This window comes from Actinophytocola sediminis (assembly GCF_054779715.1).
Map to the genome: position 1 here is coordinate 1 of NZ_BAAGXS010000017.1, position 17878 is coordinate 17878.

The 17878-nt window shown below is 71.1% G+C and carries 35 protein-coding genes; 30 read left to right on the forward strand and 5 right to left on the reverse strand.

Translation table 11 applies throughout. The features are described 5' to 3' along the window. The 9 genes from ACYVIP_RS08725 to ACYVIP_RS08765 all read left to right on the forward strand — a co-directional run. Positions 1 to 372, forward strand: a 372-nt coding sequence (locus tag ACYVIP_RS08725) for a hypothetical protein (RefSeq protein WP_460393951.1), incomplete at its 5' end; no start/stop codon positions are given. Continuing rightward, a complete protein-coding gene (locus tag ACYVIP_RS08730) occupies positions 373 to 831 on the forward strand; it encodes a single-stranded DNA-binding protein (RefSeq protein ID WP_460393953.1) in 459 nt (152 codons plus the stop codon). A 72-nt stretch (positions 832 to 903) separates the two neighbouring features. Further along, entirely contained in the window at positions 904 to 1317 is a 414-nt protein-coding gene (locus tag ACYVIP_RS08735) for a hypothetical protein (RefSeq protein WP_460393955.1), read from the forward strand. Continuing rightward, on the forward strand, positions 1314 to 1754 hold the full coding sequence (locus ACYVIP_RS08740) for a hypothetical protein (protein ID WP_460393957.1): 441 nt from the start codon (positions 1314 to 1316) through the stop codon (positions 1752 to 1754). The genes ACYVIP_RS08735 and ACYVIP_RS08740 overlap by 4 nt, the downstream gene beginning before the upstream one ends. Further along, on the forward strand, positions 1751 to 2446 hold the full coding sequence (locus ACYVIP_RS08745) for a hypothetical protein (RefSeq protein ID WP_460393959.1): 696 nt from the start codon (positions 1751 to 1753) through the stop codon (positions 2444 to 2446). Before ACYVIP_RS08740 ends, ACYVIP_RS08745 begins: the two co-directional genes overlap by 4 nt. Next, positions 2443 to 2697 carry a hypothetical protein gene (locus ACYVIP_RS08750; RefSeq protein WP_460393961.1) on the forward strand — a complete coding sequence of 85 codons (255 nt, stop codon included), beginning with the start codon at positions 2443 to 2445 and terminating at the stop codon, positions 2695 to 2697. Before ACYVIP_RS08745 ends, ACYVIP_RS08750 begins: the two co-directional genes overlap by 4 nt. Beyond that, positions 2694 to 2849: a hypothetical protein gene (locus ACYVIP_RS08755; protein ID WP_460393963.1), complete on the forward strand. Its 156-nt coding sequence runs from the start codon at positions 2694 to 2696 to the stop codon at positions 2847 to 2849. The genes ACYVIP_RS08750 and ACYVIP_RS08755 overlap by 4 nt, the downstream gene beginning before the upstream one ends. Beyond that, positions 2842 to 3207, forward strand: a complete 366-nt coding sequence (locus ACYVIP_RS08760; RefSeq protein ID WP_460393965.1) for a VVA0879 family protein — start codon at positions 2842 to 2844, stop codon at positions 3205 to 3207. Before ACYVIP_RS08755 ends, ACYVIP_RS08760 begins: the two co-directional genes overlap by 8 nt. Then, positions 3200 to 3421, forward strand: a complete 222-nt coding sequence (locus ACYVIP_RS08765) for a hypothetical protein (RefSeq protein WP_460393967.1) — start codon at positions 3200 to 3202, stop codon at positions 3419 to 3421. Before ACYVIP_RS08760 ends, ACYVIP_RS08765 begins: the two co-directional genes overlap by 8 nt. On the opposite strand, the gene ACYVIP_RS08770 is transcribed toward ACYVIP_RS08765, so the two are convergent. After that, positions 3403 to 3729, reverse strand: a complete 327-nt coding sequence (locus ACYVIP_RS08770) for a hypothetical protein (protein ID WP_460393969.1) — start codon at positions 3727 to 3729, stop codon at positions 3403 to 3405. The genes ACYVIP_RS08765 and ACYVIP_RS08770 overlap by 19 nt on opposite strands. Before the next feature lie 62 nt (positions 3730 to 3791). Here ACYVIP_RS08770 and ACYVIP_RS08775 point away from each other — a divergent pair, with 62 nt between their 5' ends. Genes ACYVIP_RS08775 through ACYVIP_RS08790 form a run of 4 tightly spaced genes read left to right on the forward strand, consistent with a single transcriptional unit; the run spans position 3792 to position 5087 of the window. Continuing rightward, complete coding sequence (locus tag ACYVIP_RS08775; RefSeq protein WP_460393971.1) at positions 3792 to 4043, forward strand: hypothetical protein; 252 nt, start codon at positions 3792 to 3794, stop codon at positions 4041 to 4043. Next, on the forward strand, positions 4040 to 4246 hold the full coding sequence (locus ACYVIP_RS08780; RefSeq protein WP_460393973.1) for a hypothetical protein: 207 nt from the start codon (positions 4040 to 4042) through the stop codon (positions 4244 to 4246). Before ACYVIP_RS08775 ends, ACYVIP_RS08780 begins: the two co-directional genes overlap by 4 nt. After that, positions 4243 to 4890, forward strand: a complete 648-nt coding sequence (locus tag ACYVIP_RS08785) for a hypothetical protein (protein WP_460393975.1) — start codon at positions 4243 to 4245, stop codon at positions 4888 to 4890. The genes ACYVIP_RS08780 and ACYVIP_RS08785 overlap by 4 nt, the downstream gene beginning before the upstream one ends. Next, on the forward strand, positions 4890 to 5087 hold the full coding sequence (locus tag ACYVIP_RS08790; protein ID WP_460393977.1) for a hypothetical protein: 198 nt from the start codon (positions 4890 to 4892) through the stop codon (positions 5085 to 5087). Before ACYVIP_RS08785 ends, ACYVIP_RS08790 begins: the two co-directional genes overlap by 1 nt. A 242-nt stretch (positions 5088 to 5329) precedes the next feature. On the opposite strand, the gene ACYVIP_RS08795 is transcribed toward ACYVIP_RS08790, so the two are convergent. Next, positions 5330 to 5590 carry a hypothetical protein gene (locus ACYVIP_RS08795; RefSeq protein WP_460393979.1) on the reverse strand — a complete coding sequence of 87 codons (261 nt, stop codon included), beginning with the start codon at positions 5588 to 5590 and terminating at the stop codon, positions 5330 to 5332. 73 nt (positions 5591 to 5663) lie between these two features. Next, a complete protein-coding gene (locus ACYVIP_RS08800) occupies positions 5664 to 5837 on the reverse strand; it encodes a hypothetical protein (protein WP_460393981.1) in 174 nt (57 codons plus the stop codon). A 106-nt stretch (positions 5838 to 5943) separates the two neighbouring features. Here ACYVIP_RS08800 and ACYVIP_RS08805 point away from each other — a divergent pair, with 106 nt between their 5' ends. From ACYVIP_RS08805 to ACYVIP_RS08830, 6 genes are read left to right on the forward strand one after another with little or no spacing between them, the layout of a single operon-like run. Beyond that, positions 5944 to 6465 (forward strand): helix-turn-helix domain-containing protein, encoded by a 522-nt coding sequence (locus tag ACYVIP_RS08805; RefSeq protein ID WP_460393983.1) that lies wholly within the window; start codon positions 5944 to 5946, stop codon positions 6463 to 6465. Further along, a complete protein-coding gene (locus tag ACYVIP_RS08810) occupies positions 6446 to 7735 on the forward strand; it encodes a PBSX family phage terminase large subunit (RefSeq protein WP_460393985.1) in 1290 nt (429 codons plus the stop codon). The genes ACYVIP_RS08805 and ACYVIP_RS08810 overlap by 20 nt, the downstream gene beginning before the upstream one ends. Continuing rightward, positions 7732 to 8019, forward strand: a complete 288-nt coding sequence (locus tag ACYVIP_RS08815) for a hypothetical protein (protein WP_460393987.1) — start codon at positions 7732 to 7734, stop codon at positions 8017 to 8019. The genes ACYVIP_RS08810 and ACYVIP_RS08815 overlap by 4 nt, the downstream gene beginning before the upstream one ends. Positions 8020 to 8076: 57 nt before the next feature. After that, the gene (locus ACYVIP_RS08820; RefSeq protein ID WP_460393989.1) at positions 8077 to 9654 is read left to right on the forward strand and encodes a phage portal protein; all 1578 of its coding nucleotides are present in this window, start codon (positions 8077 to 8079) and stop codon (positions 9652 to 9654) included. A 6-nt stretch (positions 9655 to 9660) separates the two neighbouring features. Further along, positions 9661 to 11604, forward strand: a complete 1944-nt coding sequence (locus tag ACYVIP_RS08825) for a phage minor capsid protein (RefSeq protein WP_460393990.1) — start codon at positions 9661 to 9663, stop codon at positions 11602 to 11604. Next, on the forward strand, positions 11592 to 11849 hold the full coding sequence (locus tag ACYVIP_RS08830; RefSeq protein ID WP_460393992.1) for a hypothetical protein: 258 nt from the start codon (positions 11592 to 11594) through the stop codon (positions 11847 to 11849). The genes ACYVIP_RS08825 and ACYVIP_RS08830 overlap by 13 nt, the downstream gene beginning before the upstream one ends. On the opposite strand, the gene ACYVIP_RS08835 is transcribed toward ACYVIP_RS08830, so the two are convergent. Both ACYVIP_RS08835 and ACYVIP_RS08840 read right to left on the reverse strand, forming a co-directional pair. Beyond that, positions 11835 to 12182, reverse strand: coding sequence for a hypothetical protein (locus ACYVIP_RS08835; RefSeq protein ID WP_460393994.1), 348 nt, complete (start codon positions 12180 to 12182; stop codon positions 11835 to 11837). The genes ACYVIP_RS08830 and ACYVIP_RS08835 overlap by 15 nt on opposite strands. A 2-nt stretch (positions 12183 to 12184) precedes the next feature. Then, positions 12185 to 12616 (reverse strand): hypothetical protein, encoded by a 432-nt coding sequence (locus tag ACYVIP_RS08840; protein WP_460393996.1) that lies wholly within the window; start codon positions 12614 to 12616, stop codon positions 12185 to 12187. Between the two features lie 110 nt (positions 12617 to 12726). On the opposite strand from ACYVIP_RS08840, the gene ACYVIP_RS08845 reads away from it, so the two are divergent. From ACYVIP_RS08845 to ACYVIP_RS08895, 11 genes are all read left to right on the forward strand, one after another. Further along, the gene (locus tag ACYVIP_RS08845) at positions 12727 to 13404 is read left to right on the forward strand and encodes a hypothetical protein (RefSeq protein ID WP_460393998.1); all 678 of its coding nucleotides are present in this window, start codon (positions 12727 to 12729) and stop codon (positions 13402 to 13404) included. A gap of 12 nt (positions 13405 to 13416) precedes the next feature. Then, the gene (locus ACYVIP_RS08850; RefSeq protein ID WP_460394000.1) at positions 13417 to 14331 is read left to right on the forward strand and encodes a P22 phage major capsid protein family protein; all 915 of its coding nucleotides are present in this window, start codon (positions 13417 to 13419) and stop codon (positions 14329 to 14331) included. Positions 14332 to 14374: 43 nt separating this feature from the next. Continuing rightward, positions 14375 to 14665 carry a hypothetical protein gene (locus tag ACYVIP_RS08855; RefSeq protein WP_460394002.1) on the forward strand — a complete coding sequence of 97 codons (291 nt, stop codon included), beginning with the start codon at positions 14375 to 14377 and terminating at the stop codon, positions 14663 to 14665. Positions 14666 to 14734: 69 nt separating this feature from the next. After that, the gene (locus ACYVIP_RS08860; protein WP_460394004.1) at positions 14735 to 14974 is read left to right on the forward strand and encodes a hypothetical protein; all 240 of its coding nucleotides are present in this window, start codon (positions 14735 to 14737) and stop codon (positions 14972 to 14974) included. 4 nt (positions 14975 to 14978) lie between these two features. After that, a complete protein-coding gene (locus ACYVIP_RS08865; protein WP_460394006.1) occupies positions 14979 to 15332 on the forward strand; it encodes a hypothetical protein in 354 nt (117 codons plus the stop codon). 2 nt (positions 15333 to 15334) lie between these two features. Beyond that, positions 15335 to 15754: a hypothetical protein gene (locus ACYVIP_RS08870; protein ID WP_460394008.1), complete on the forward strand. Its 420-nt coding sequence runs from the start codon at positions 15335 to 15337 to the stop codon at positions 15752 to 15754. A 14-nt stretch (positions 15755 to 15768) separates the two neighbouring features. Continuing rightward, positions 15769 to 16080 (forward strand): hypothetical protein, encoded by a 312-nt coding sequence (locus ACYVIP_RS08875; RefSeq protein WP_460394010.1) that lies wholly within the window; start codon positions 15769 to 15771, stop codon positions 16078 to 16080. 17 nt (positions 16081 to 16097) lie between these two features. Then, a complete protein-coding gene (locus ACYVIP_RS08880) occupies positions 16098 to 16445 on the forward strand; it encodes a hypothetical protein (RefSeq protein ID WP_460394012.1) in 348 nt (115 codons plus the stop codon). Then, complete coding sequence (locus ACYVIP_RS08885) at positions 16445 to 16870, forward strand: minor capsid protein (protein WP_460394014.1); 426 nt, start codon at positions 16445 to 16447, stop codon at positions 16868 to 16870. The genes ACYVIP_RS08880 and ACYVIP_RS08885 overlap by 1 nt, the downstream gene beginning before the upstream one ends. Positions 16871 to 16899: 29 nt before the next feature. Then, the gene (locus ACYVIP_RS08890) at positions 16900 to 17352 is read left to right on the forward strand and encodes a phage tail tube protein (protein ID WP_460394016.1); all 453 of its coding nucleotides are present in this window, start codon (positions 16900 to 16902) and stop codon (positions 17350 to 17352) included. Then, positions 17352 to 17855 carry a hypothetical protein gene (locus tag ACYVIP_RS08895; protein ID WP_460394018.1) on the forward strand — a complete coding sequence of 168 codons (504 nt, stop codon included), beginning with the start codon at positions 17352 to 17354 and terminating at the stop codon, positions 17853 to 17855. Before ACYVIP_RS08890 ends, ACYVIP_RS08895 begins: the two co-directional genes overlap by 1 nt. The last annotated feature ends 23 nt before the right edge of the window (positions 17856 to 17878 follow it).

Sequence of the window (17878 nt, forward strand, 5' to 3'; positions counted from 1 at the left end):
GAGCTCGTTGACGAGCACGAGCCGAGCGGCACGCCGGCGGCCGCCGAGCCCACGCCGGCCGAGCAGGCCGGCGCCGAGGCACCCGCGCCTGCCGAGCCGGCCGACCCGCCCACAGAGCGGCAGCTGACCAAGCTGCACACGCAGTTGACCAAGCTCGCCGTCATCGGCCCCGAGAAGCACAGCACTGTGTCCCTGCTCGCCGGCCGCGAGATCACGTCCACGAAGGAGCTCACCCGGCCGCAGATTGCCGGAGTGATCGACGTCCTCGAACGCTGCCTCGACGACCCCCAGCCGGCGCACGCGCTCGACGCGCTGCTCGCCGCGCTCGACGACGAGCAGCGCCAGTCCGCCCCAGACAGCAAGGAGTCCTGAGTGTCCGGCGAGACCGTCATCACGGTGATCGGGAACCTGACTGCCGATCCAGAGCTGAGGTTCACGCAATCCGGCGTCGCCGTTGCCAACTTCACCGTCGCGTCGACCCCGCGCACGTTCGACAAGCAGTCGAGCGAGTGGAAGGACGGCGAGGCGCTGTTCCTGCGGTGCCAGATTTGGCGCCAGGCCGCCGAGAACGTCGCCGAGTCCCTCACCCGCGGCGCCCGCGTGATCGCGTCCGGGCAGCTCGTACAGCGCTCGTTCGAGACCCGCGAGGGCGAGAAGCGGACCGTTGTCGAGCTGAAGGTCGAGGAGATCGGCCCGTCGCTCAAGTACGCCACCCCGAGCGTCAACAAGGTGACCCGTGGCGGCAGTGGAGGCACGGGCGGCGCCCCGGCTGACGACCCGTGGGCGACCGCCCCACCGGCCGGCCAGTCCACCGACGAACCGCCGTTCTGAGACCGCGTGCGCCCGCGCTGTGACTCCCGCCAGCGCGGGCGCACGTTTCAAGCCCCGTTGGGAGACAACGAGATGCCTACCACGCCGACGCACGCCTGCCCGGCCGGCTGCGGCCGCCTGGTGCCCGACAACCAGTTCGCGTGCCGCGCCGACTGGCTCCGTCTGCCGTTCGCGTTGCGCCAGCCGATCTCGGCGACCTACCGGCGCGATCCGGCCGCGCACGCGCAAGCCATGCAGACCGCCCGCGCCTGGTACCGCGAACACCCGTCCATCAACGACGCCCCGGCGTCCGGGCTGTCGATCTCCGAGCAGCTGCAGGACATGGCCAACGTCCTCTCCGGCACCGGTCGCCACGCCGACCACGACCGCCGCCAGCTCGGCCGGTGTGTGGTCTGCGAGTGCGGCGTGCGCGTACAGGGCACGATGGCCGCCCGCCCGGCCCAGGACACCGAGCTGCCCCTGTTCGACGTCGAGGCCAGCGAGTGACTGATCTGCCTGCGACGTCCGCGTTTGAAGCCGAGATCCTCGGCGCGATCTCGGCTGGCCGCACCCTGCCCGACCTGCTCGACACGCACGGGTGGACGTCGGCCGAGGTCGACGCGACGTTGCGCCGTCACCACCTGGTGACCACCAAGGCCGGCGCCATCGTGCGCGCTGACGTCGACCTGCGCGAGCTGCTGCAGGCCGCGGTGCAGTCCAGGTCCCGGCTCGTGCACCAGGCCGCCGCCGAGGCGAGCGTGCGTCTGCTCGAGCTCGCCGGCCTCCTGGCCCAGGCGCACGCCGCCGCCGCGGCCGCGGACGTCCGCCAGCACCAGCGCGAAGCCGTCCGCTACTGGCTCGACTGGCTCCACCGCGCCGAGGCCGAGGCCCTCGCCGAGCTCGGTCGGCTCGCCGGCCCGCATGCGGAGGGAGGCACGGAGTGACGGACGCCGAGCCGATCCCGATGGGCAAGTTCGAGTGGGAGCGGCTCATCCTGCGCATCGCGATGCCGGACCTACACCAGCGGCTTTCGCTCATCCTGGCCGTGTTCGCAGATGCGGACGGCACCCGCGTGCGCCCCGGCAACGAGATCCTCGCCAGCGTCACCCGCAAGACGACGCGCACGGTCATTCGCGCGCTCAACGACCTACGCGAGTGGCAGCTCATCGCGCCCGTGTCACGTGGTGGCGGCCGTGGCGGCAAGGGCCGTACGACCGAGTACCGCCTCACGTGCCCTACCGACCTGCTCGAGCGGTTCGAGCTACTGACGCCGAACCTCCGCCCGGCACCGAAATCAGGTGACGCCCAGACGTCACCTCAAACCGTCACGTCCTCTGTGGATAACCAGTCGACCACTGTGGACAACCCGGCCGAAACGGTGGACAACTCCAGCACCCGCAACGCGAATGAGGTGACACCTGTGTCACCCGAAACCGCGAATGAGGTGACAAATCCAGCGAATGAAGTGACACCCAGATGTCGCACTACCAACCAAGATCACCAGCCACCTAAAGCGACCAGACCAGATGTGGTTGCCACCCGAGGTGACTCACGACCGCGCGTACAGACCCGCGATCCACCAACACGCCCCATCTCAGCCACCAACCACCCCGACGCGCCCCCGGAGCCCACATGAGCACCACAGCCACCCCGCCGCCCGCCCCAGACCTCGGCGAGACCCTCCGCGCCATCGGCCGCCACCTGACCGGCTTTGGTCACTCGATGGCCGCTCGGCAGGCCCTCGGCGCCGTCCTGGCCGACGACCTCGACACCGCCCGCACCACCCTCGAGCGACTCCCCGCGTCCTACCTCGACCAGCTCGGCCCCGCCGCCGACCGACTCGGCGAGCTCGCCCGCCTCGTCGCTTCCCTCGAGGACCGCACGTGACCACCGACGCCGAGCAGTGGCACACCCACTGGCACCGCATCCGCGAGGACGCCATCGAGGCCGGCCACACCCGCGACCAGGCCGCCGCCATCGCCGACCGCGAGACCACCGCGCAGTTCGGCCCAGAACCCCAGGAGCTCACCGATGCCTAGCCGCACGCTCACGCAGGCCGAGCTCGTCGCCGAGGCCCGAGCCGCCTTCGGCGACGACCCCGAGACGTGGGCATTCCGCTGCCCCAACTGCGCCGACGTCGCCGTAGCCCAGGACTTCCGCGACGCAGGCGCCGACACCGGCCGACTCGGCCAAGAGTGCATCGGCCGCAGCCTCGGCGCTCTCAGCGGACCACCGACCACCGACGCCGGCAAGGCCATCGCCAAGCGCGGGTGCGATTGGGCCGCCTACGGCCTGTTCCCCGGCCCCTGGCACATCGAGATGCCCGACGGGAAGCGCGTCCCAGGCTTCCCCCTGGCCACCCACTCCGAGCAGCCCCAGGAGACCCGCCGTGGCTGAGCACGCAGCCATCTACGCCAACCCCGACGACCCGTTCGTCATCCGCGTGGTGCTCGACGAGGGCGAGGCCGCGATCTACGAGCTCGACCTCCGCGACGACCACGGCGACGACGCCGGCGAGATCCCCGGCGACTGGCGACTCGTCGCCGAAATCGACGGAGGAGCGGCGACCGGTCGCGGCCTCCGTCGCGCGCGTCAGGGCAGCGGCTCGTGATCGCGTCTCGGCGTGAGCGCCTCGGCAGGCACGAGCTGATCGCGCAGGAACGGCCCGTTGCGTCGACCGTCCGCGTACGGCACGGCGAAGTTGACCACGCCGAGCCAGTCGCCTTCCTTACGGCGGAGCCAGCCGGACAGCAGCCCGCGAACGTTGCCGTGCAGGTCGAGGCCGTCCGGCACGGTGCGCCGGGGTGCGTCGGGACCGCGCGGGAACGTGACGTCGAGTCGGACCCACACAGGGGTGAGGTCGGGCGAGTGTCCGTGCATCTCGTCGCCAACCCATCGCGTGTGCGGGGTTTCGATCACGGCGCCATGGTAACGAACATGCGTTCGATCCAGGTCGTTTACACGAGTCGGACCGAGACACCATGACCACCGGGCGCCGCACCGCGGAGGAGATCGCCGAGCACGAGTTCGACATGGCGCGCTTCCAGGCCCAGGCGGCCACCTGCCCGCGGTGCGGTGCCCTCGGTCGCGTCGACATCCCGCTCATGCCCGACGGCACCAAGCCCGGCGGCCAGCCGTGCCGCAACCCGCTCACCGGCCGCGAGCTCCGCGGCCCTGCCCACTTCCAGCGGTTCGACGCCGTTGCCTCACTCCCGGAAGACGAGACCCAGTGATCGACGTGCAACCCACCCTCGACCAGATCGACGCCGTACTCGCCGAGTGCGACGCCGAGCAGCTCCCGCCGTACGCGGCCGCGGTCGACCCGGCCGGCGACGCCGCGCACCTGGTGGTCGTCGAGACCGCCACACGCCGGCTCGCCTACCCCGCACCGCCGGCACGCCGCCGCTGGTCCGCCTGGCCCTGGTTCCGCCGATGATCTGCCACGTCTGCCACCGCAACGAAACCCACCGCTACAGCTGCGGCGCCTGCACCGAGAGCACCCGCCGGCGCCTCCGCGAGCTCGAGCTCTACGCCCACTGGCTCGCCACCACGACCCTGCTCGCCCCCACGCGCGGCACCACCGGCCGCCGCTCCCCCGGCTACGGCTCACGGCCGCCCGCGCGCGACGACGTGCTCGTCATGCTCGACCTCCGATCCACCGCCGAGGACATCGGCGGCCTGGACGACGAGGACGCCCCGCTGTGGTCGCTGCTCGGCACCCTGCACGGCCTCGCGATGTTCGTGCGCGCCCACTGCAGCGACAGCGGCCCGCGCCGCGTCACGGTGTCCGGTGAGGTCGGCTACCTGCTCGGCCGGCTCGACTGGTGCGCCACGCAGCGGTGGGCGTCCGAGGTCGCCGAGGACGTGCGCCAGCTGCACGCCCAGGCCCGCGCCCTCGCCGGCGACGGCCCACCCGAGCCGGTCGGCACGTGCGTCGTGCCCGGCTGCGACGGCGCCGTGTTCCCCGCGCGACTGCGCGACCCGGACGGCGCCCGCCACGACGGCGCACGGTGTAAACGCTGCGGCCAGCCGTACACCGGCCTTGACCTGGTCCGACTCCACCGAAAGGGGACAAGCTGATGCGCCGCGTACCCGCCAGCCTGGCCCTGCTCGCCCTACGCCAGTCCGGCCACGAGATCGCCTCGGCGACGCTCCGCTCGTGGGTCCACCGGCAGCACATCACGCGCACCGCCGACGGCTACGACCTCGGCGAGATCCTCGACTACCTCGAGGGCCGCGCGACCGCCGGTCGCGACCAGTCGCGCGAGGCAAGTTGACCATGGGTAGGCGTACGTGCAACGCTTACGGCGGGCGGAGCTCTGCCCGCAGGCGAGTCGGTGACCGGGACCGCGCCACCTGGACGTGGTGACGGGCGGGCCGGCGAGGCGGTGACCGGGCGGTAGCCAACCCGACCCGGGCCGTCGTACGTCTCTCGCGCTACCCCTTGGCTGACGTGGGCGAGCCCCCGCGGCTGGACAGCTCTCCGGGTTCCACGTGCCCGGCGTCCAGCCCTTCGTGCCTACGCCTGGGGCTTCGGTCGGTGCTGTGCTCGCCGCCGATAGACCTTGTTGGGGAGCACGCCCAGTGCCGCCGCTAGCTTGACCTTGGTCATGCGCGGTAGGTCGAGCGCCTGTTCCATGCGCTCGACCCGCGTGCGGGCGATCACGCCCTGCGCGGCCCGCGACAGGTCGGGGCAGCGCCGGCACGCCTCGATCGAGTCCGGCTCGTCGCGCAGTTCGATCAACGCGGTGATCAGCTCATCCAAGGTCATGTCCGCCATGTCCGTGCCTCCTTCGGGGTGTCGCGCCAACGGGGCGGGACCCCGGCCGCCTGGCCGGGGTCCCGCTTCGCTGCTACCAGGTGATGACGTCGCCCTGGCGGATCGCGGCCAGCTGTTCCGGCGACATCTCGATCACGCTCGAGCACTCGCTACCCGGGTCCTGGATCACGACCTCAACGGTGCCGTTGCTGCCGGCCCGCAGGCTGATCTCGGCGCCGGGGTCGAGCTGGATTCGGGTGTGGATCACGGTGTCCTCCTTGGTGGGTTCTCTCGGTGACAAGAACAACACTACCCCCATGGGGGTAGTGAGTCAACCCCCATGGGGGTAGGTTTCTGAAGTGAGGGGGTGCCACGTGGCCGCCCGCCCGATCACCGACGAGGACCGCCGCCGCGTCCGCTCCCTGCACGCGGCCGGCCGCAACCGCAACCAGATCGCGAAAGAGCTCGGCCGGTCCGGCAGCACCGTCTCGAAGATCGCCGCCGAGCTCGGCCTCAGCTTCAACCGTGAGGCCGCCAAGGCCGCCACCGAGGCCCGTGTCGCCGACGCCAAGGCCCGCCGCGCCGACCTCATGCACGCGCTGCTCGACGACGCCGAGCGGCTCCGCTGCCAGCTGTTCGCGCCGACCACGATCCACAGCTTCGGCGGCAAGGACAACACCTACGCCAGCCGCGACGTCACGCAACCACTGTTCCGCGACCAGCGCGACATCATGCAGAGCGTTTCAACGGCCATCACCTCGAGCCTGCGCATCGACGACCACGACACCGACAGCGGCGCCGAGGGCGCAAAGAGCATGATCGGCACGCTGTTCGGGGCGCTCCAGGGCGCCTACGACCAGATGCAGGACACGCCCGATGACGGCCCCGAGGATTGACCTCGAGCGGGTCACCAAGATCCTGAGCCGCAAGCAGATCCGCTCTGTTGTCGAGTCGCAGCGAACCGAGCAGATCGCGCTCTGGTCCGGCGCCGTGTCCTCCGGCAAGACGATCGCGTCCCTGCTGGCGTTCCTCGGCGCGGTCAGCGTCGCCCCGACCCGCGGCCTGATCGTGGTCATGGGCAAGACCAAGGACACGATCGAGCGGAACCTGCTCGACCCGCTGCAGTCGGCCGAGCTGTTCGGCGAGCTCGCCTCCCAGGTCCACCACACGGCCGGCGCCAACACGGCGACCATCCTCGGCCGCACGGTGCACCTGGTCGGGGCGAACGACAAGCGGGCCGAGGACAAGATCCGCGGCATGACGATCAGCCTCGCCTACGTCGACGAGGCAACGCTCCTCCCGCGTGGCTTCTGGATGATGCTCCTCTCGAGGCTCCGTGTCCCCGGCGCAAAGCTGTTCGCGACGACGAACCCGGACGGGCCGGCGCACTGGCTACGTAAGGACTTCATCCTCCGGGCCGCCGACGTCGGCATGCGTCACTGGCACTTCGTGCTCGGCGACAACCCGTCGCTCGAGCAGTCCTACGTCGAGCGTCTCAAGCGGCAATACGTCGGACTGTGGCACCGGCGGTTCATCCTCGGCGAGTGGTGCCTCGCCGAGGGCGCCGTCTACGACATGTGGGACGCAGACCGGCACATCGTCGACGTGCTCCCACCCATCACGCGGTGGCTCGGCCTCGGCATCGACTACGGCACAACGAACCCGTTCGCCGCCCTGATGCTCGGCCTCGGCACCGACCGCCGGCTGTACCTCACCCACGAGTGGCGCTACGACTCCAAGCACCACCGCCGCTCCCTCACCGACCACGAGTACAGCGAGCGTCTCCGCGGCTGGCTCGGCGACCTCGAGATCCCGCACGCACCGAACGTGCGCGGCATCCGTCCCGAGTGGACCATCGTCGACCCGTCCGCCGCGAGCTTCGTGCAGCAGCTCTACCGCGACGGCCTGACGCCGACGCTGGCGGACAACAGCGTGGTCGACGGCATCCGCCAGTTCGGCTCGCTGCTGGCCACTGACCGGCTCAAGGTGCACCGCCGGTGCAAGGGCCTCACGGACGAGATCCCCGGCTACAGCTGGGATCCCGACCAGGCGCAGAAGGGCGAAGACGCCCCGATCAAGGCCGACGACCACTCACTCGACGGCGGCCGGTACGTCGTCCACACCACCGAGGCCCTTTGGCGGCCACATCTTCTGGAGGCAGCATGACCACCCCGCAGCGGCCGAGCGTGAGCCGGATCGTCCACTACACGAGCCACGGCAGCGCCGATGGCGTGTACGGCAAGGAATGCCGCGCCGCGATCGTGACCGCGGTGAACGAGTACCAGGACAGCCCCGACGGCTCGTTCGTCGGGCACGTCGACCTGTGCGTGCTCAACCCAACCGGGCAGCACTTCGCCCGCGGCGTGCTCGCCGAGCACCTCGAGGACCAGCTCGAGCCCGGCCCGGCCGGCCGCACCGGCGGCACGTGGCACTGGCCGGAGCGCGTGTAAACCGCCTACCCGAGGGGATGTTGAGGTGACCCGCTGATGCCGCTTCCCGTCTCAGACATGGAGTGGCCGCCTGCGCACTGCCGGCGGCCGCGCAAGCTCTACGACACGTGGGGCGCCTGGTACTCCGGCGACACCGACCAGCTCACCCAGGTCTACGGCGCCACCGGCGCGCTCGGCGGCCTCGACCCGAAGGGCTACGACCGGCCGTCGCAGTACGCCGGCGGCCTGGTGGGCCGCGTCGCCCGGATGTTCTGGGGCACGCCGACCCCGCGCGGCGAGCTCCGCAACAACAAGCTGCACATCCCGCTCGCCGGCGACATCGCGTCCACCTCGGCCGACCTCCTGTTCGGCGAGCTGCCCACAATCCGTGTCGAGAACAAGACGACGCAGCAGCAGCTCGACGAGCTGCTCGAGGACGGCGGCCTGCACTCGCGTCTCCTCGAGGCCGCCGAGCTCGCCGCGGCCTACGGCGGCGTGTACCTGCGCACCACGTGGGACACCGAGGTAGCCGACCACCCGCTCACCGACGCACTGCTGCCCGACACGGCCGTGCCGGAGTGGCGGGCCGGCTACCTCACAGCGGTCACGTTCTGGCGCATCGTGTCCGACCCCGACGACAACGACGTCTGGCGGCACCTCGAGCGCCACGAGTCCGGCTGGATCCTGCACGGCCTCTACAAGGGCACCGCCGACCGGCTCGGCCGACCGATGGCGCTCACCGACCACCCGGCCACCCGCGCGTGGGCCGACCAGCTCGACGAGTCCGGCGGACTGGCCACCGGCGCCCGCCGCCCGACCGCGGTCTACATCCCGAACATGCGGCCGCACCGCGTCATCCGCGGCACCCCGCTCGGCCGGTCGGACTTCTCCGGCGTGGAACCGGTGATGGACCAGCTCGACGAGGCATGGACGTCGTGGATGCGTGACCTCCGGCTGGCGAAAGGCCGGCTCGTCGTGCCGGACGCGTACCTGCAGTCGCAGGGGCCAGGCAAGGGCGCGACGTGGGATCCCGAGCAGGAGATTTACGCCGGCCTGAACATGCTCCCGCAGCCTGGCAGCACGGCGTCGATGCTGACCCCGGTGCAGTTCAAGATCCGCGTAGAGGAGCACGAGCGCACCACCGGCGGCCTGTTCGCGAACGCCGTGCGCGGCGCCGGCTACTCCGTGCAGACCTTCGGCGAACACGGCGACGTGGCCGCGACCGCGACCGAGGTCCACGCGCGCGAGCGGAAGTCCTACACCACCCGCGCGCGGAAGATCGGCTACTGGCGGCCGGGCCTGCGGCAGCACCTCGAGACACAGCTGCAGGTCTACGCCACGGTGTTTCAACGGTCCGGGATCGAACCGGAGCGGCCCACGATCGAGTGGCCGGACGGCGTCGCCGACGACCCGGAACGGACCGCCCGCACGCTGCAGCTGCTCGCCGCGGCCGAGGCCGCATCCACCCGCACGCGGGTCGCGATGCTCCACCCCGACTGGGACTCGACGGAGGTCGACCTCGAGGTTGGGCGGATCCGGGCCGAGCAGGGCGCGGACACCGCGGACCCGCAGGCGTTTACACGCAACATCGCGGCCACCGGTCGACCGGACGGCACCGGCGAGCCCGAGCAGCCGCCCGAGGTCGACGAGGGGTGATGAGCGGTGGCGGTAGATCCCGACGAGCTTGACGAGATCACCGCCACCGTCGCCGCCATCTACCGTGAGGCCGAGACCGCGCTCGTGCGGATCATCGCGCGGCACCTGGCCGGCGACCTCGACCGCGACATGCCGGCGCCGGTGTGGGCCGAGAAGAAGCTCGCCGCGGTCCGCTCGCTACGGCGCTCGGCGCAGGCCGTCATTGCCGGCCTGCAGGCGGCTGGTGAGGGCGCCGTGCGCGACGCGGCCGCCGAGGCGTTCCGGGCCGGCTGGCGCTCGGCGCTCGAGGAGCTGCCGGCGCAGTGGTTCCCGCTGTCCGGTCTCGCCGAGGCCGCCCGCGCGGCCGCCGAGGAGGTGCCCGGCTTCGCCGCCATCGAGGCGGTTGCGGCCGCGGTGACCCGCGACATCGGCGAGAAGTCCCGGAACATCCTGCGCGACGTCCTCGACGCCTACCGCAGCGTCATCACGGCGACCGTGTCCCGCACCCTCTCCGGCACGCAGACCCGCCGCGAGGCATCACAGGCCGCGTGGGCGCGGTTCATGTCCCGCGGCATCGCTGGGTTCACCGACAGGGCCGGTCGCCGCTGGCAGCTCTCCTCGTACGTCGAGATGGCCGTGCGCACGGTGACCCAACGGGCCGCCGTGCAGGGCCAGACTGACCGCCTGGCGGCCGCCGACGTCGACCTGATCATGGTGTCCAACGCGCCGCAGGAATGCCCGCTGTGTCGCCCGTGGGAAGGCGAAATCCTCACGCTCGGCGCGGACACCGGAGACATCACCGTGCCGCACCAGCTGACCGACGAGCCCGTCACGGTGCACGTTGCCGCGACTCTCGCGGCCGCGCAGCTGGCCGGACTGTTCCACCCGAACTGTCGGCACAGCGTCAGCGCGTACCTGCCTGGCGTCAGCCGACCGGCGGAGAAGCCGACCGCCGACCCCGAGGGCGACAAGGCCCGGCAGCGGCAGCGCGCGCTCGAGCGGAAGATCCGCGCGGCCAAGGTCGCCGAGGCCGGCGCGCTCGACGAGGCCGCACGCAAGGCCGCCGGCCGTCGGGTCCGTGCGGCGCAGGCCGAGCTCCGCGAGCACCTCGACGAGCACCCCACGCTCAAGCGGTTGCGGTACCGCGAGCAGATCGGCGCCGGGAACATCCCGCCCCGCGGCCGCGACGACGCAGCCGGCGACATCGGGCCGGACGTGCAGCCCACGCTCGACGGCAGCGACGCCGTGCGCTCGCCGCGCCCGGACCGGCCGGACGACACCGCGCCACCGGCGCAGCAGCCGCCGGCCGACCCGGACCCGGACCAGCTCGACCTACTCGACCAGCCCGAGCCCATGCCGGACATCACGACATGGACCGACGAGCAGCTCGAGCAGGGCATCGCCGACCACGCCGACGACGAGGAGCTGCTCGACGCGATCCTCGCCGAGCTCGACCGGCGGGCCGCCGAGCCCGACGTCGACGAGGGCCAGGCCGACGCCGAGGAACTCGAGATCGTCGACGAGCAGGACGCCGAAAAGTGGGCGCAGTACGACGAGCTCGTTGCCTCCGGCATGTCCGAACAGGACGCCTACGCCGAGGTGTTCGACCTCGACCCCGAGCGGGTGCGCCGTGACGAGGCGATCGCGAAACTCCGCGATGACGGCCACAAGGGCCGCGGTTTCGACGAGCTCGCCCGCGCCGCCTACCGCGAGGCGCTGCAACACGCACACGACACCGCCGAGGCCGCCACCAACGGGTATCTACTCAACGCCGAGGGGCAGCGCCGCGGCATGGACCCGCGGGACCTGTGGCGGCAGAACGAGGCGTTTGCACGCCGTTGGGCCTCCGACGAGCTCAAGGAATGGTGGGATGCCAACGGCCGCATGACGTTCGACGTGTTCGCCGCTACGCTGCTGAGCGGGTCTGCCGAACGTCGGTTCAGGACAGGTGGTGAGTCGTGGCTGCAGTGACGGCCGAGCAGGTGCGCGCCGCGCGCGATGCCGGCTACGCCGCCGGACGCAGCCTCGCACCGCCGTCGCCGAACCCGCTTGCGCCCGAGCACGTGCCCGCGTGGCGGCAACCCCGTACCGCAGCAGGACGCGCGGCCGCCGAGCGGGACAGGGCGGCCGCGCGCATCCTCGCCCGCGTGTGGCGCGTGGGGTACCAGACCGGCCAGGCCGCCTACGCGCGCGAGCGCGGACTACCCGGCGCCTGATCCGGTCTGGCGCTGTCGACGAGCCGTCGCAGTTGCTCGCTGGCGCGCGCTCACGGCCTGGCGGACGTCCTCGGCGAACTCCTCGTCGGCCGGGGGCGCCACGTCGACCGGCGCACCGCTGACGGACCGGGGGCGGCCGCCGCCGGCGCCCTGGCCAGGTCTGCGCGCGTGCCAGCGGCGCCAGGCCGCCTCGCTGCTCTGTGGCCAGCCCGGCACACCGTCGATGGTCACGCTCGGCGCCGGGCAGTCGTAGCGTTCGCGCCACTTGGCCACGGTCGACCGGCTGACCCCGAACCAGCCGGCGACCGTGGCCGCGCCTACGTACTCGCGCACGGTCAGGCCACCTCGAGCGCGAGCTGACCGGAGCCGAACAGGTCGATCACGCCGAGCTCGTCGCCGTAGTCCGGCGCGTCGTGCCGAGTCACCGACGACGGTCGCACGCTGAGCAGCAGGTGCCCCCACGGCCGGCGCGGCGCAGGGATGTAGGGCGCCATCACACGGACGTCGAGGCGCCCGTTGCGGTAGACCCGCTCGACGTGCCCGACACCGTGCGCAATGGCCACGGTGCCGTGGTAGCGCACCGCGTCGCCGGCCTCGAAGTTGGCGGCCATGGGGACCTCCTTGGTGGGGTTGGTGGTTGGGAGCTTCGCCTCGGCCTCAGCCTCGGCGATGGCCTCGAAGATGTCGACCTGGTGGGCAACCGGACCGAACAGATCCTCGTCGGTGATCAGCATGATGGCCGCCTCTCGATTTTCCTTGTCGCGCATGTTGACAACCGTACAGGCTGGACCCGCACGGTGTCAACACGCGCGACGATGTTTGTTGGTCAAGATCGACCAGGCGTCGATCCGTTTACACAGCCCCAGGAGGGCACAGCATGGGAGACACCACAACCGGCACCGGCACAGGCGCCGAGACCGGCCAGACCGGCGACGGCACCACCGGGCAGACAGGCTCTACCCAGGGCACCGGCCAGCAGGACGGCCAGCAGACCGGCCAGTCCGGCGCGGACACGGACAAGGGCGACGAGCCCCAGGACGTCGCATCGCTGCCGGACTGGGCGCAGAAGCAGATCAAGTCCCTGCGCACCGAGGCCGCCGGCAACCGCACCAAGGCGACGACCGCCGAGCAGACGCATCAGCAGACGCTCGAGGCCATCGCGAAGGCGCTCGGCCTCAAACAGGACGAGCCGCCGGACCCGGCCAAGCTCGCCGAGGAGCTCACGAACGAGCGCTCGTCCAAGCGGTCCGCGCTCGTCGAGCTCGCCGTCTACCGCGGCGCCGGCAAGCACGACGCAGACCCGGACGCGCTCGCCGACTCCCGTGCGTTCATGTCCGCATTGGACAAGCTCGACCCGTCCGCCGACGACTTCCCGACCAAACTCGGCGACGCGATCAAGAAAGCGGTTCAGGACAACCCGAAGCTCAAGACCGGACAGGCACCGGCGCGGCAATCGGGTGGCGACTTCTCCGGCGGGACCGGGGACACGACCGAACCCCAATCCGTAGACGAATTCCGGAAAGCCCGCAAGAAGGCGCGGACCGGCAACCCGTAGGAGACAACCAGCATGGCAAACACGCTGCTGACCCCCGAGATCATCGCGAGGGCAGCTCTCGCCAACCTGTACGAGACGACCGTCATGGCCAACCTCGTGCACCGCGACTACGAGCCGGAGTTCGCGGCCCGCGTCGGTGACACCATCACCGTGCGCAAGCCGGCCGTGTTCACCGCCGAGGAGTACGTGCGCGCGAACGGCATCACCATCCAGAACGCCACCGAGACCGGCATCCCGGTCACGCTGAACCACTTCGCCGACGTCTCGTTCGCCGTCACCTCCGAAGACCTCACGCTCAAGATCGAGGACTTCAACGAGCAGCTGCTCAACCCGGCAATGGAGGCGATCTCGCAGAAGATCGACCGCGATGTGCTGACGCTGCGCAACGACATCACGGCCGAGGTCGGTGTCGTCGCCGGCGACATCCAGTACGCGTGGGACAACCCGCGCACGACGATCGACGCCGGCGCCGTGCTCGACCAGGCCAAGGTGCCGATGACCGATCGTCGCGTCGCGGTCGGGCCGCTGACCAAGGCCGCGTGGATGGGTGACGACCTGTTCAACCGGGCCGATGCCCGCGGCGACACCGAGGGCCTGCAGGAGGCCAACCTCGGCCGGCGCGTGTTCGGGTTCGACCCGTACATGACGCAGAACATCGCGAAGCCGGCGCAGACCACCGGCAACAGCACGACCGAGGTCGGTGTCGCGTTCCACCGCACCGCGTTCGCCCTCGCTTTCCGGCCGCTGGCGCTCCCCCGTGGGGCGCAGAACGCTGCGATCTCGAACTACAAGGGCTTCGGTCTGCGCGTGGTGTTCGACTACGACATCGACCAGAAGCAGGACGTCGTGTCGATCGACTGCCTGTACGGCACCAAGACGCTCGACGCCAACCGCGCCGTGCTGATCAAGGGCGCCGACGTTCCCTGATCCGCCGTCCACACCGGACATCAACGGAGAGGAGTCGGCACCCGTGCCGTACGTCTACCGCAACAGCAACACCGGCGACGAGGTCACACGCGACGAACGGTCCGTGCGCCTGGACCACCTCGACAACTGGGACCTCGTCGCCGAGCCGGAGGAGCCCGCCGAGCCGGAGGACCCGGCCGACCCGCCGGCCGACCCCCCGCAGGACGACCAGCCGGTCACGGCTGACCCGTCCGAGCCCGCCGACGCCGCCTCACCGGCGCCGGCCGAGCAGCCCACGGAGCCGACCGCCGAGCCGGCCAAGCCGAAGCGGCCAACGCGTACGGCCAAGGGCTGACGTCACCGAACCGGTGCCGGCCGCCGACGGGAGACGGCGGCCGGCACCTTCCCACGAGGAGGCCCGAAAGTGCCCACCTACGAGCGCGTGCAGGGCGGCAGGGTCGTCGAGCGGGTGCAGCCACTCGCCGGCGACTACGAGGACACCCGGCTTGGCCTGCTGGCCCTCGAGGGCGAGCAGGGCTGGCGCCTCGCCGACGACGTCACGCGGCCTGCGCCGGAGCAGTCGGCCGGCACCGAGCCGGCCGAGCAGCAGAACGATGCTCCCCCGTCGCCGGCCGAGCATCGGACCCGCAAGAGCAAGGAGTGACGCCATGGCCCGCACCGCGATCGCGGCCGAGACCATCAACAGCCAGATCACCCGCACCCCGACACCCACGCCGGCCATCGCTGACGGCCACATGGCGCCGAACGACGGCTTGACCTTCCTGCGCGTCGACAACGCCGACCCTGCCCCGAAAACGGTCACGGTGCTGATCCCCAACGGCCCGGCCGGAGTGCCCGTCACGAACGGCGGACGGCAGCACCCCATCCCGGCCAGCACCGACGGTGTCCTGATCGGACCGTTCCCGGCCGTTTACACCCAGTCCGATAGTCGGGTGTGGTGGGACTACGACGACCCGACCGGCCTGCAGGTGGCCGTGCTCCAGGTCGAGCAGGACAAGTAGCCGTGGCACGGATCTACGCCACGCACGAGCAGCTCGTCGCCTACACCGAGGGATCGAGCTTCGTCGTCCCGGCCGAGCCAGAGTCCCAGCGCGTCCGCACGCGCGCATCGGAGTTCGTCGACGACGCTCTGCTCACCGCCGTCTACGCCACCGACCCGGTCACCGAGCTGCCCACCGATCGCAGGATCGAGGCAGCCCTACGGGACGCCGTGTGCGCACAGGTGGTCTGGTGGGACGAGACCGGCGACGAGCTCGGCGACGCCGGCCAGTACACCTCGGCGAGCATCGGCTCGGTGTCCCTCACGCGCGGCCGCGCGGCCGCCGGCGTCACGCTCCCGAGTGGACGCACGCTCGGCCCGCACGCGGCTACCCATCTGCGGCTCGCCGGCCTGCTGCCCGGTGTGGTCATCAGCACCTACTGATCCGGGGGTGTGGCGTGAAGTTCCCCGGATGGATGCGGCGGCACACGGTCACCGTCGAGCCATACCTCGGCCAGTCCGCGACCGGACCCCGCTACGGGCCACCCGTGCCCGTGCGGTGCTTCGTCGACGACGCGCGGCGCCTGGTCCGCAACGAGGCAGGCCAACAGGTCGTGTCCGAGTCCACTGTGTATTGCCTGCTCGACACCACGGCCCCACCCAAGAGCCGTGTAAACGTGCGCGGCCGTGAGGCATTCGTCATCACCGCGAAGCAACGCGACGCGTCCGGCCTGCCGACTCCTGATCACCTCGAGCTCGCGCTCACCTGACCGGAGAGGGGGCCGGCATGCCACAGCGGGCACGGCTTCGCTGGTACGGCCACGAGGCCGACACGCGGATGCGCGCGGGCGCGGTGCGCGGACTGCGCAAGGCGGCCGAGCACGTGCTCGGCGAGTCCCGCAGGGAGGTTCCCCTCGAGGAGGCCACCCTCGAACGCTCCGGGGTCGCCAGCGTCGACGCCGAGAGCCTCACCGCAGCCGTCGCCTACGACACCCCGTACGCGGTGCGCCAACACGAGGAGCTCGACTACCAGCACGACGAGGGCCGCAAGGCGAAGTACCTCGAGGACCCGCTCGAACGCGAGAGCGACACAGTGGGCCAGATCGTGCAGTCCGAGATCAGGCGGGCGCTCTGATGACCGTCACCGAGGAGTTTGCGCGCCTGCTCGCCGAGCTCGGCCTCGGCACCTACGACGACGCCGGCACGACCGGCGACATCTTCCTCAAGCGGCTACCGCCCGAACCGGCCGCGGCGCTGGCCGTGTCCCGGTACGGCGCCGGTGAGTCCGACGCTGGCCTGCCCTACGACACGGTCAACGTGCAGGTGCGGATCCGCGGAACCAACACCGACGCACGCGACGCCGAGAGCCGCGCACAGGCCGTCTACGACGCCTTGCACGGCCTCGGCAGCCGCGACCTACCCGGCGGCACGTGGCTGGTCCTGTGCGTCGGGCTGCAGGGCGGACCGATCGACATGGGCGCCGACGAGCTCGGCCATGGCGAGTACTCCGTGAACGTCCGGGCCGAGCTCGAGCGCGTCACCGCCAACCGCGGCGGCTGAACCACACACCAACCAAGGAGAGAAGGACGATGACCCAGCGCAAGCAGCTCATGCGGGACATGGTCATCCAGGTGCAGGCCGCGGACGGCATCACCTGGCTTGCCATCGCCGGCCGCACGGACATCACGATCAACCCGGCCGAGAACGAGGAGACCACCGACACCACGGACATGGACTCGGACGGCGAGTGGGAGGGCATTCCGACACAGCGCGGCGGCAGCATCGAGATCGAGGGCTTCCTCATGGCCGACCACATCACCGACGCCGAGGACCCCGGCCAAACCCGCTGCATGGATCTCGCCGCGTTGAAGGGCTACGACGCACTCGGCGGGATCCGATTCCGTCGTCCGGCGGGCACAGCCTGGAAGGTGTGGCCTACGGCCCTGTTCAGTGTTGGCGAGCAGTCCGGCGACAACAACGCCGTGATCAGCTGGTCGTGCACCGTGACCCGGTCCGGCGCGTCGACCACCGAGGCGGTCTGATGGCCGCCAAGGTGGAGCCACGCGAGGATGACGACTTCCTCGCGTTCTGGGAGCAGCACCGCGCCGCCGAGAATCCGCCGGAGACCAAGCGGATTCTCGGCGTCGACGTGGTGGTGCCGACCGACGTGCCTCTGTCCTTTGAGGACATCAGCCGAGAGCTGGCCGAGTCCAAGCGGCCCGAGGACTTCGAGCAGCTGCTCGGGATGCTGTTCGGCGAGGGCACGCTCGAGGCGTGGAAGGCGAACAAGCTCACCGGAAAGCAGCTGCGCGTCCTGGTCGCGTGGGGCATGGCCAACGGGTCCGGCAAGTCGACGACCTTCGCTGAGGCCGCCGAGCTCGTCGCCAAGGCCGAGCAGCTGAAGGCCGAGGCCGACGCCGAGGGAAAAGCACCGGGGAACCGCGCCGCGCGTCGGGCATCTTCGCGGACTCCCGCATCCGGCGGCACTGGGCGTACATCGTCGCGGACTTCCGGCGCGAGTACCGGATCACGGCGCAAGAGCTGAGCCAGCTCGGCCGGAGAGAGTTC

Bases quoted from the DNA above. Each gene is read 5' to 3' on its own strand.
- ACYVIP_RS08885 (WP_460394014.1), top strand. From the start codon at position 16,445: ATGACCGTCACCGAGGAGTTTGCGCGCCTGCTCGCCGAGCTCGGCCTC.
- ACYVIP_RS08810 (WP_460393985.1), top strand. From the start codon at position 6,446: ATGACGGCCCCGAGGATTGACCTCGAGCGGGTCACCAAGATCCTGAGC.
- ACYVIP_RS08895 (WP_460394018.1), top strand. From the start codon at position 17,352: ATGGCCGCCAAGGTGGAGCCACGCGAGGATGACGACTTCCTCGCGTTC.
- ACYVIP_RS08820 (WP_460393989.1), top strand. From the start codon at position 8,077: ATGGAGTGGCCGCCTGCGCACTGCCGGCGGCCGCGCAAGCTCTACGAC.
- ACYVIP_RS08890 (WP_460394016.1), top strand. From the start codon at position 16,900: ATGACCCAGCGCAAGCAGCTCATGCGGGACATGGTCATCCAGGTGCAG.
- ACYVIP_RS08840 (WP_460393996.1), bottom strand. From the start codon at position 12,616: ATGCGCGACAAGGAAAATCGAGAGGCGGCCATCATGCTGATCACCGAC.
- ACYVIP_RS08785 (WP_460393975.1), top strand. From the start codon at position 4,243: ATGATCTGCCACGTCTGCCACCGCAACGAAACCCACCGCTACAGCTGC.
- ACYVIP_RS08760 (WP_460393965.1), top strand. From the start codon at position 2,842: ATGCCTAGCCGCACGCTCACGCAGGCCGAGCTCGTCGCCGAGGCCCGA.
- ACYVIP_RS08735 (WP_460393955.1), top strand. From the start codon at position 904: ATGCCTACCACGCCGACGCACGCCTGCCCGGCCGGCTGCGGCCGCCTG.
- ACYVIP_RS08775 (WP_460393971.1), top strand. From the start codon at position 3,792: ATGACCACCGGGCGCCGCACCGCGGAGGAGATCGCCGAGCACGAGTTC.
- ACYVIP_RS08795 (WP_460393979.1), bottom strand. From the start codon at position 5,590: ATGGCGGACATGACCTTGGATGAGCTGATCACCGCGTTGATCGAACTG.
- ACYVIP_RS08750 (WP_460393961.1), top strand. From the start codon at position 2,443: ATGAGCACCACAGCCACCCCGCCGCCCGCCCCAGACCTCGGCGAGACC.
- ACYVIP_RS08790 (WP_460393977.1), top strand. From the start codon at position 4,890: ATGCGCCGCGTACCCGCCAGCCTGGCCCTGCTCGCCCTACGCCAGTCC.
- ACYVIP_RS08880 (WP_460394012.1), top strand. From the start codon at position 16,098: ATGCCACAGCGGGCACGGCTTCGCTGGTACGGCCACGAGGCCGACACG.
- ACYVIP_RS08815 (WP_460393987.1), top strand. From the start codon at position 7,732: ATGACCACCCCGCAGCGGCCGAGCGTGAGCCGGATCGTCCACTACACG.
- ACYVIP_RS08845 (WP_460393998.1), top strand. From the start codon at position 12,727: ATGGGAGACACCACAACCGGCACCGGCACAGGCGCCGAGACCGGCCAG.
- ACYVIP_RS08850 (WP_460394000.1), top strand. From the start codon at position 13,417: ATGGCAAACACGCTGCTGACCCCCGAGATCATCGCGAGGGCAGCTCTC.
- ACYVIP_RS08865 (WP_460394006.1), top strand. From the start codon at position 14,979: ATGGCCCGCACCGCGATCGCGGCCGAGACCATCAACAGCCAGATCACC.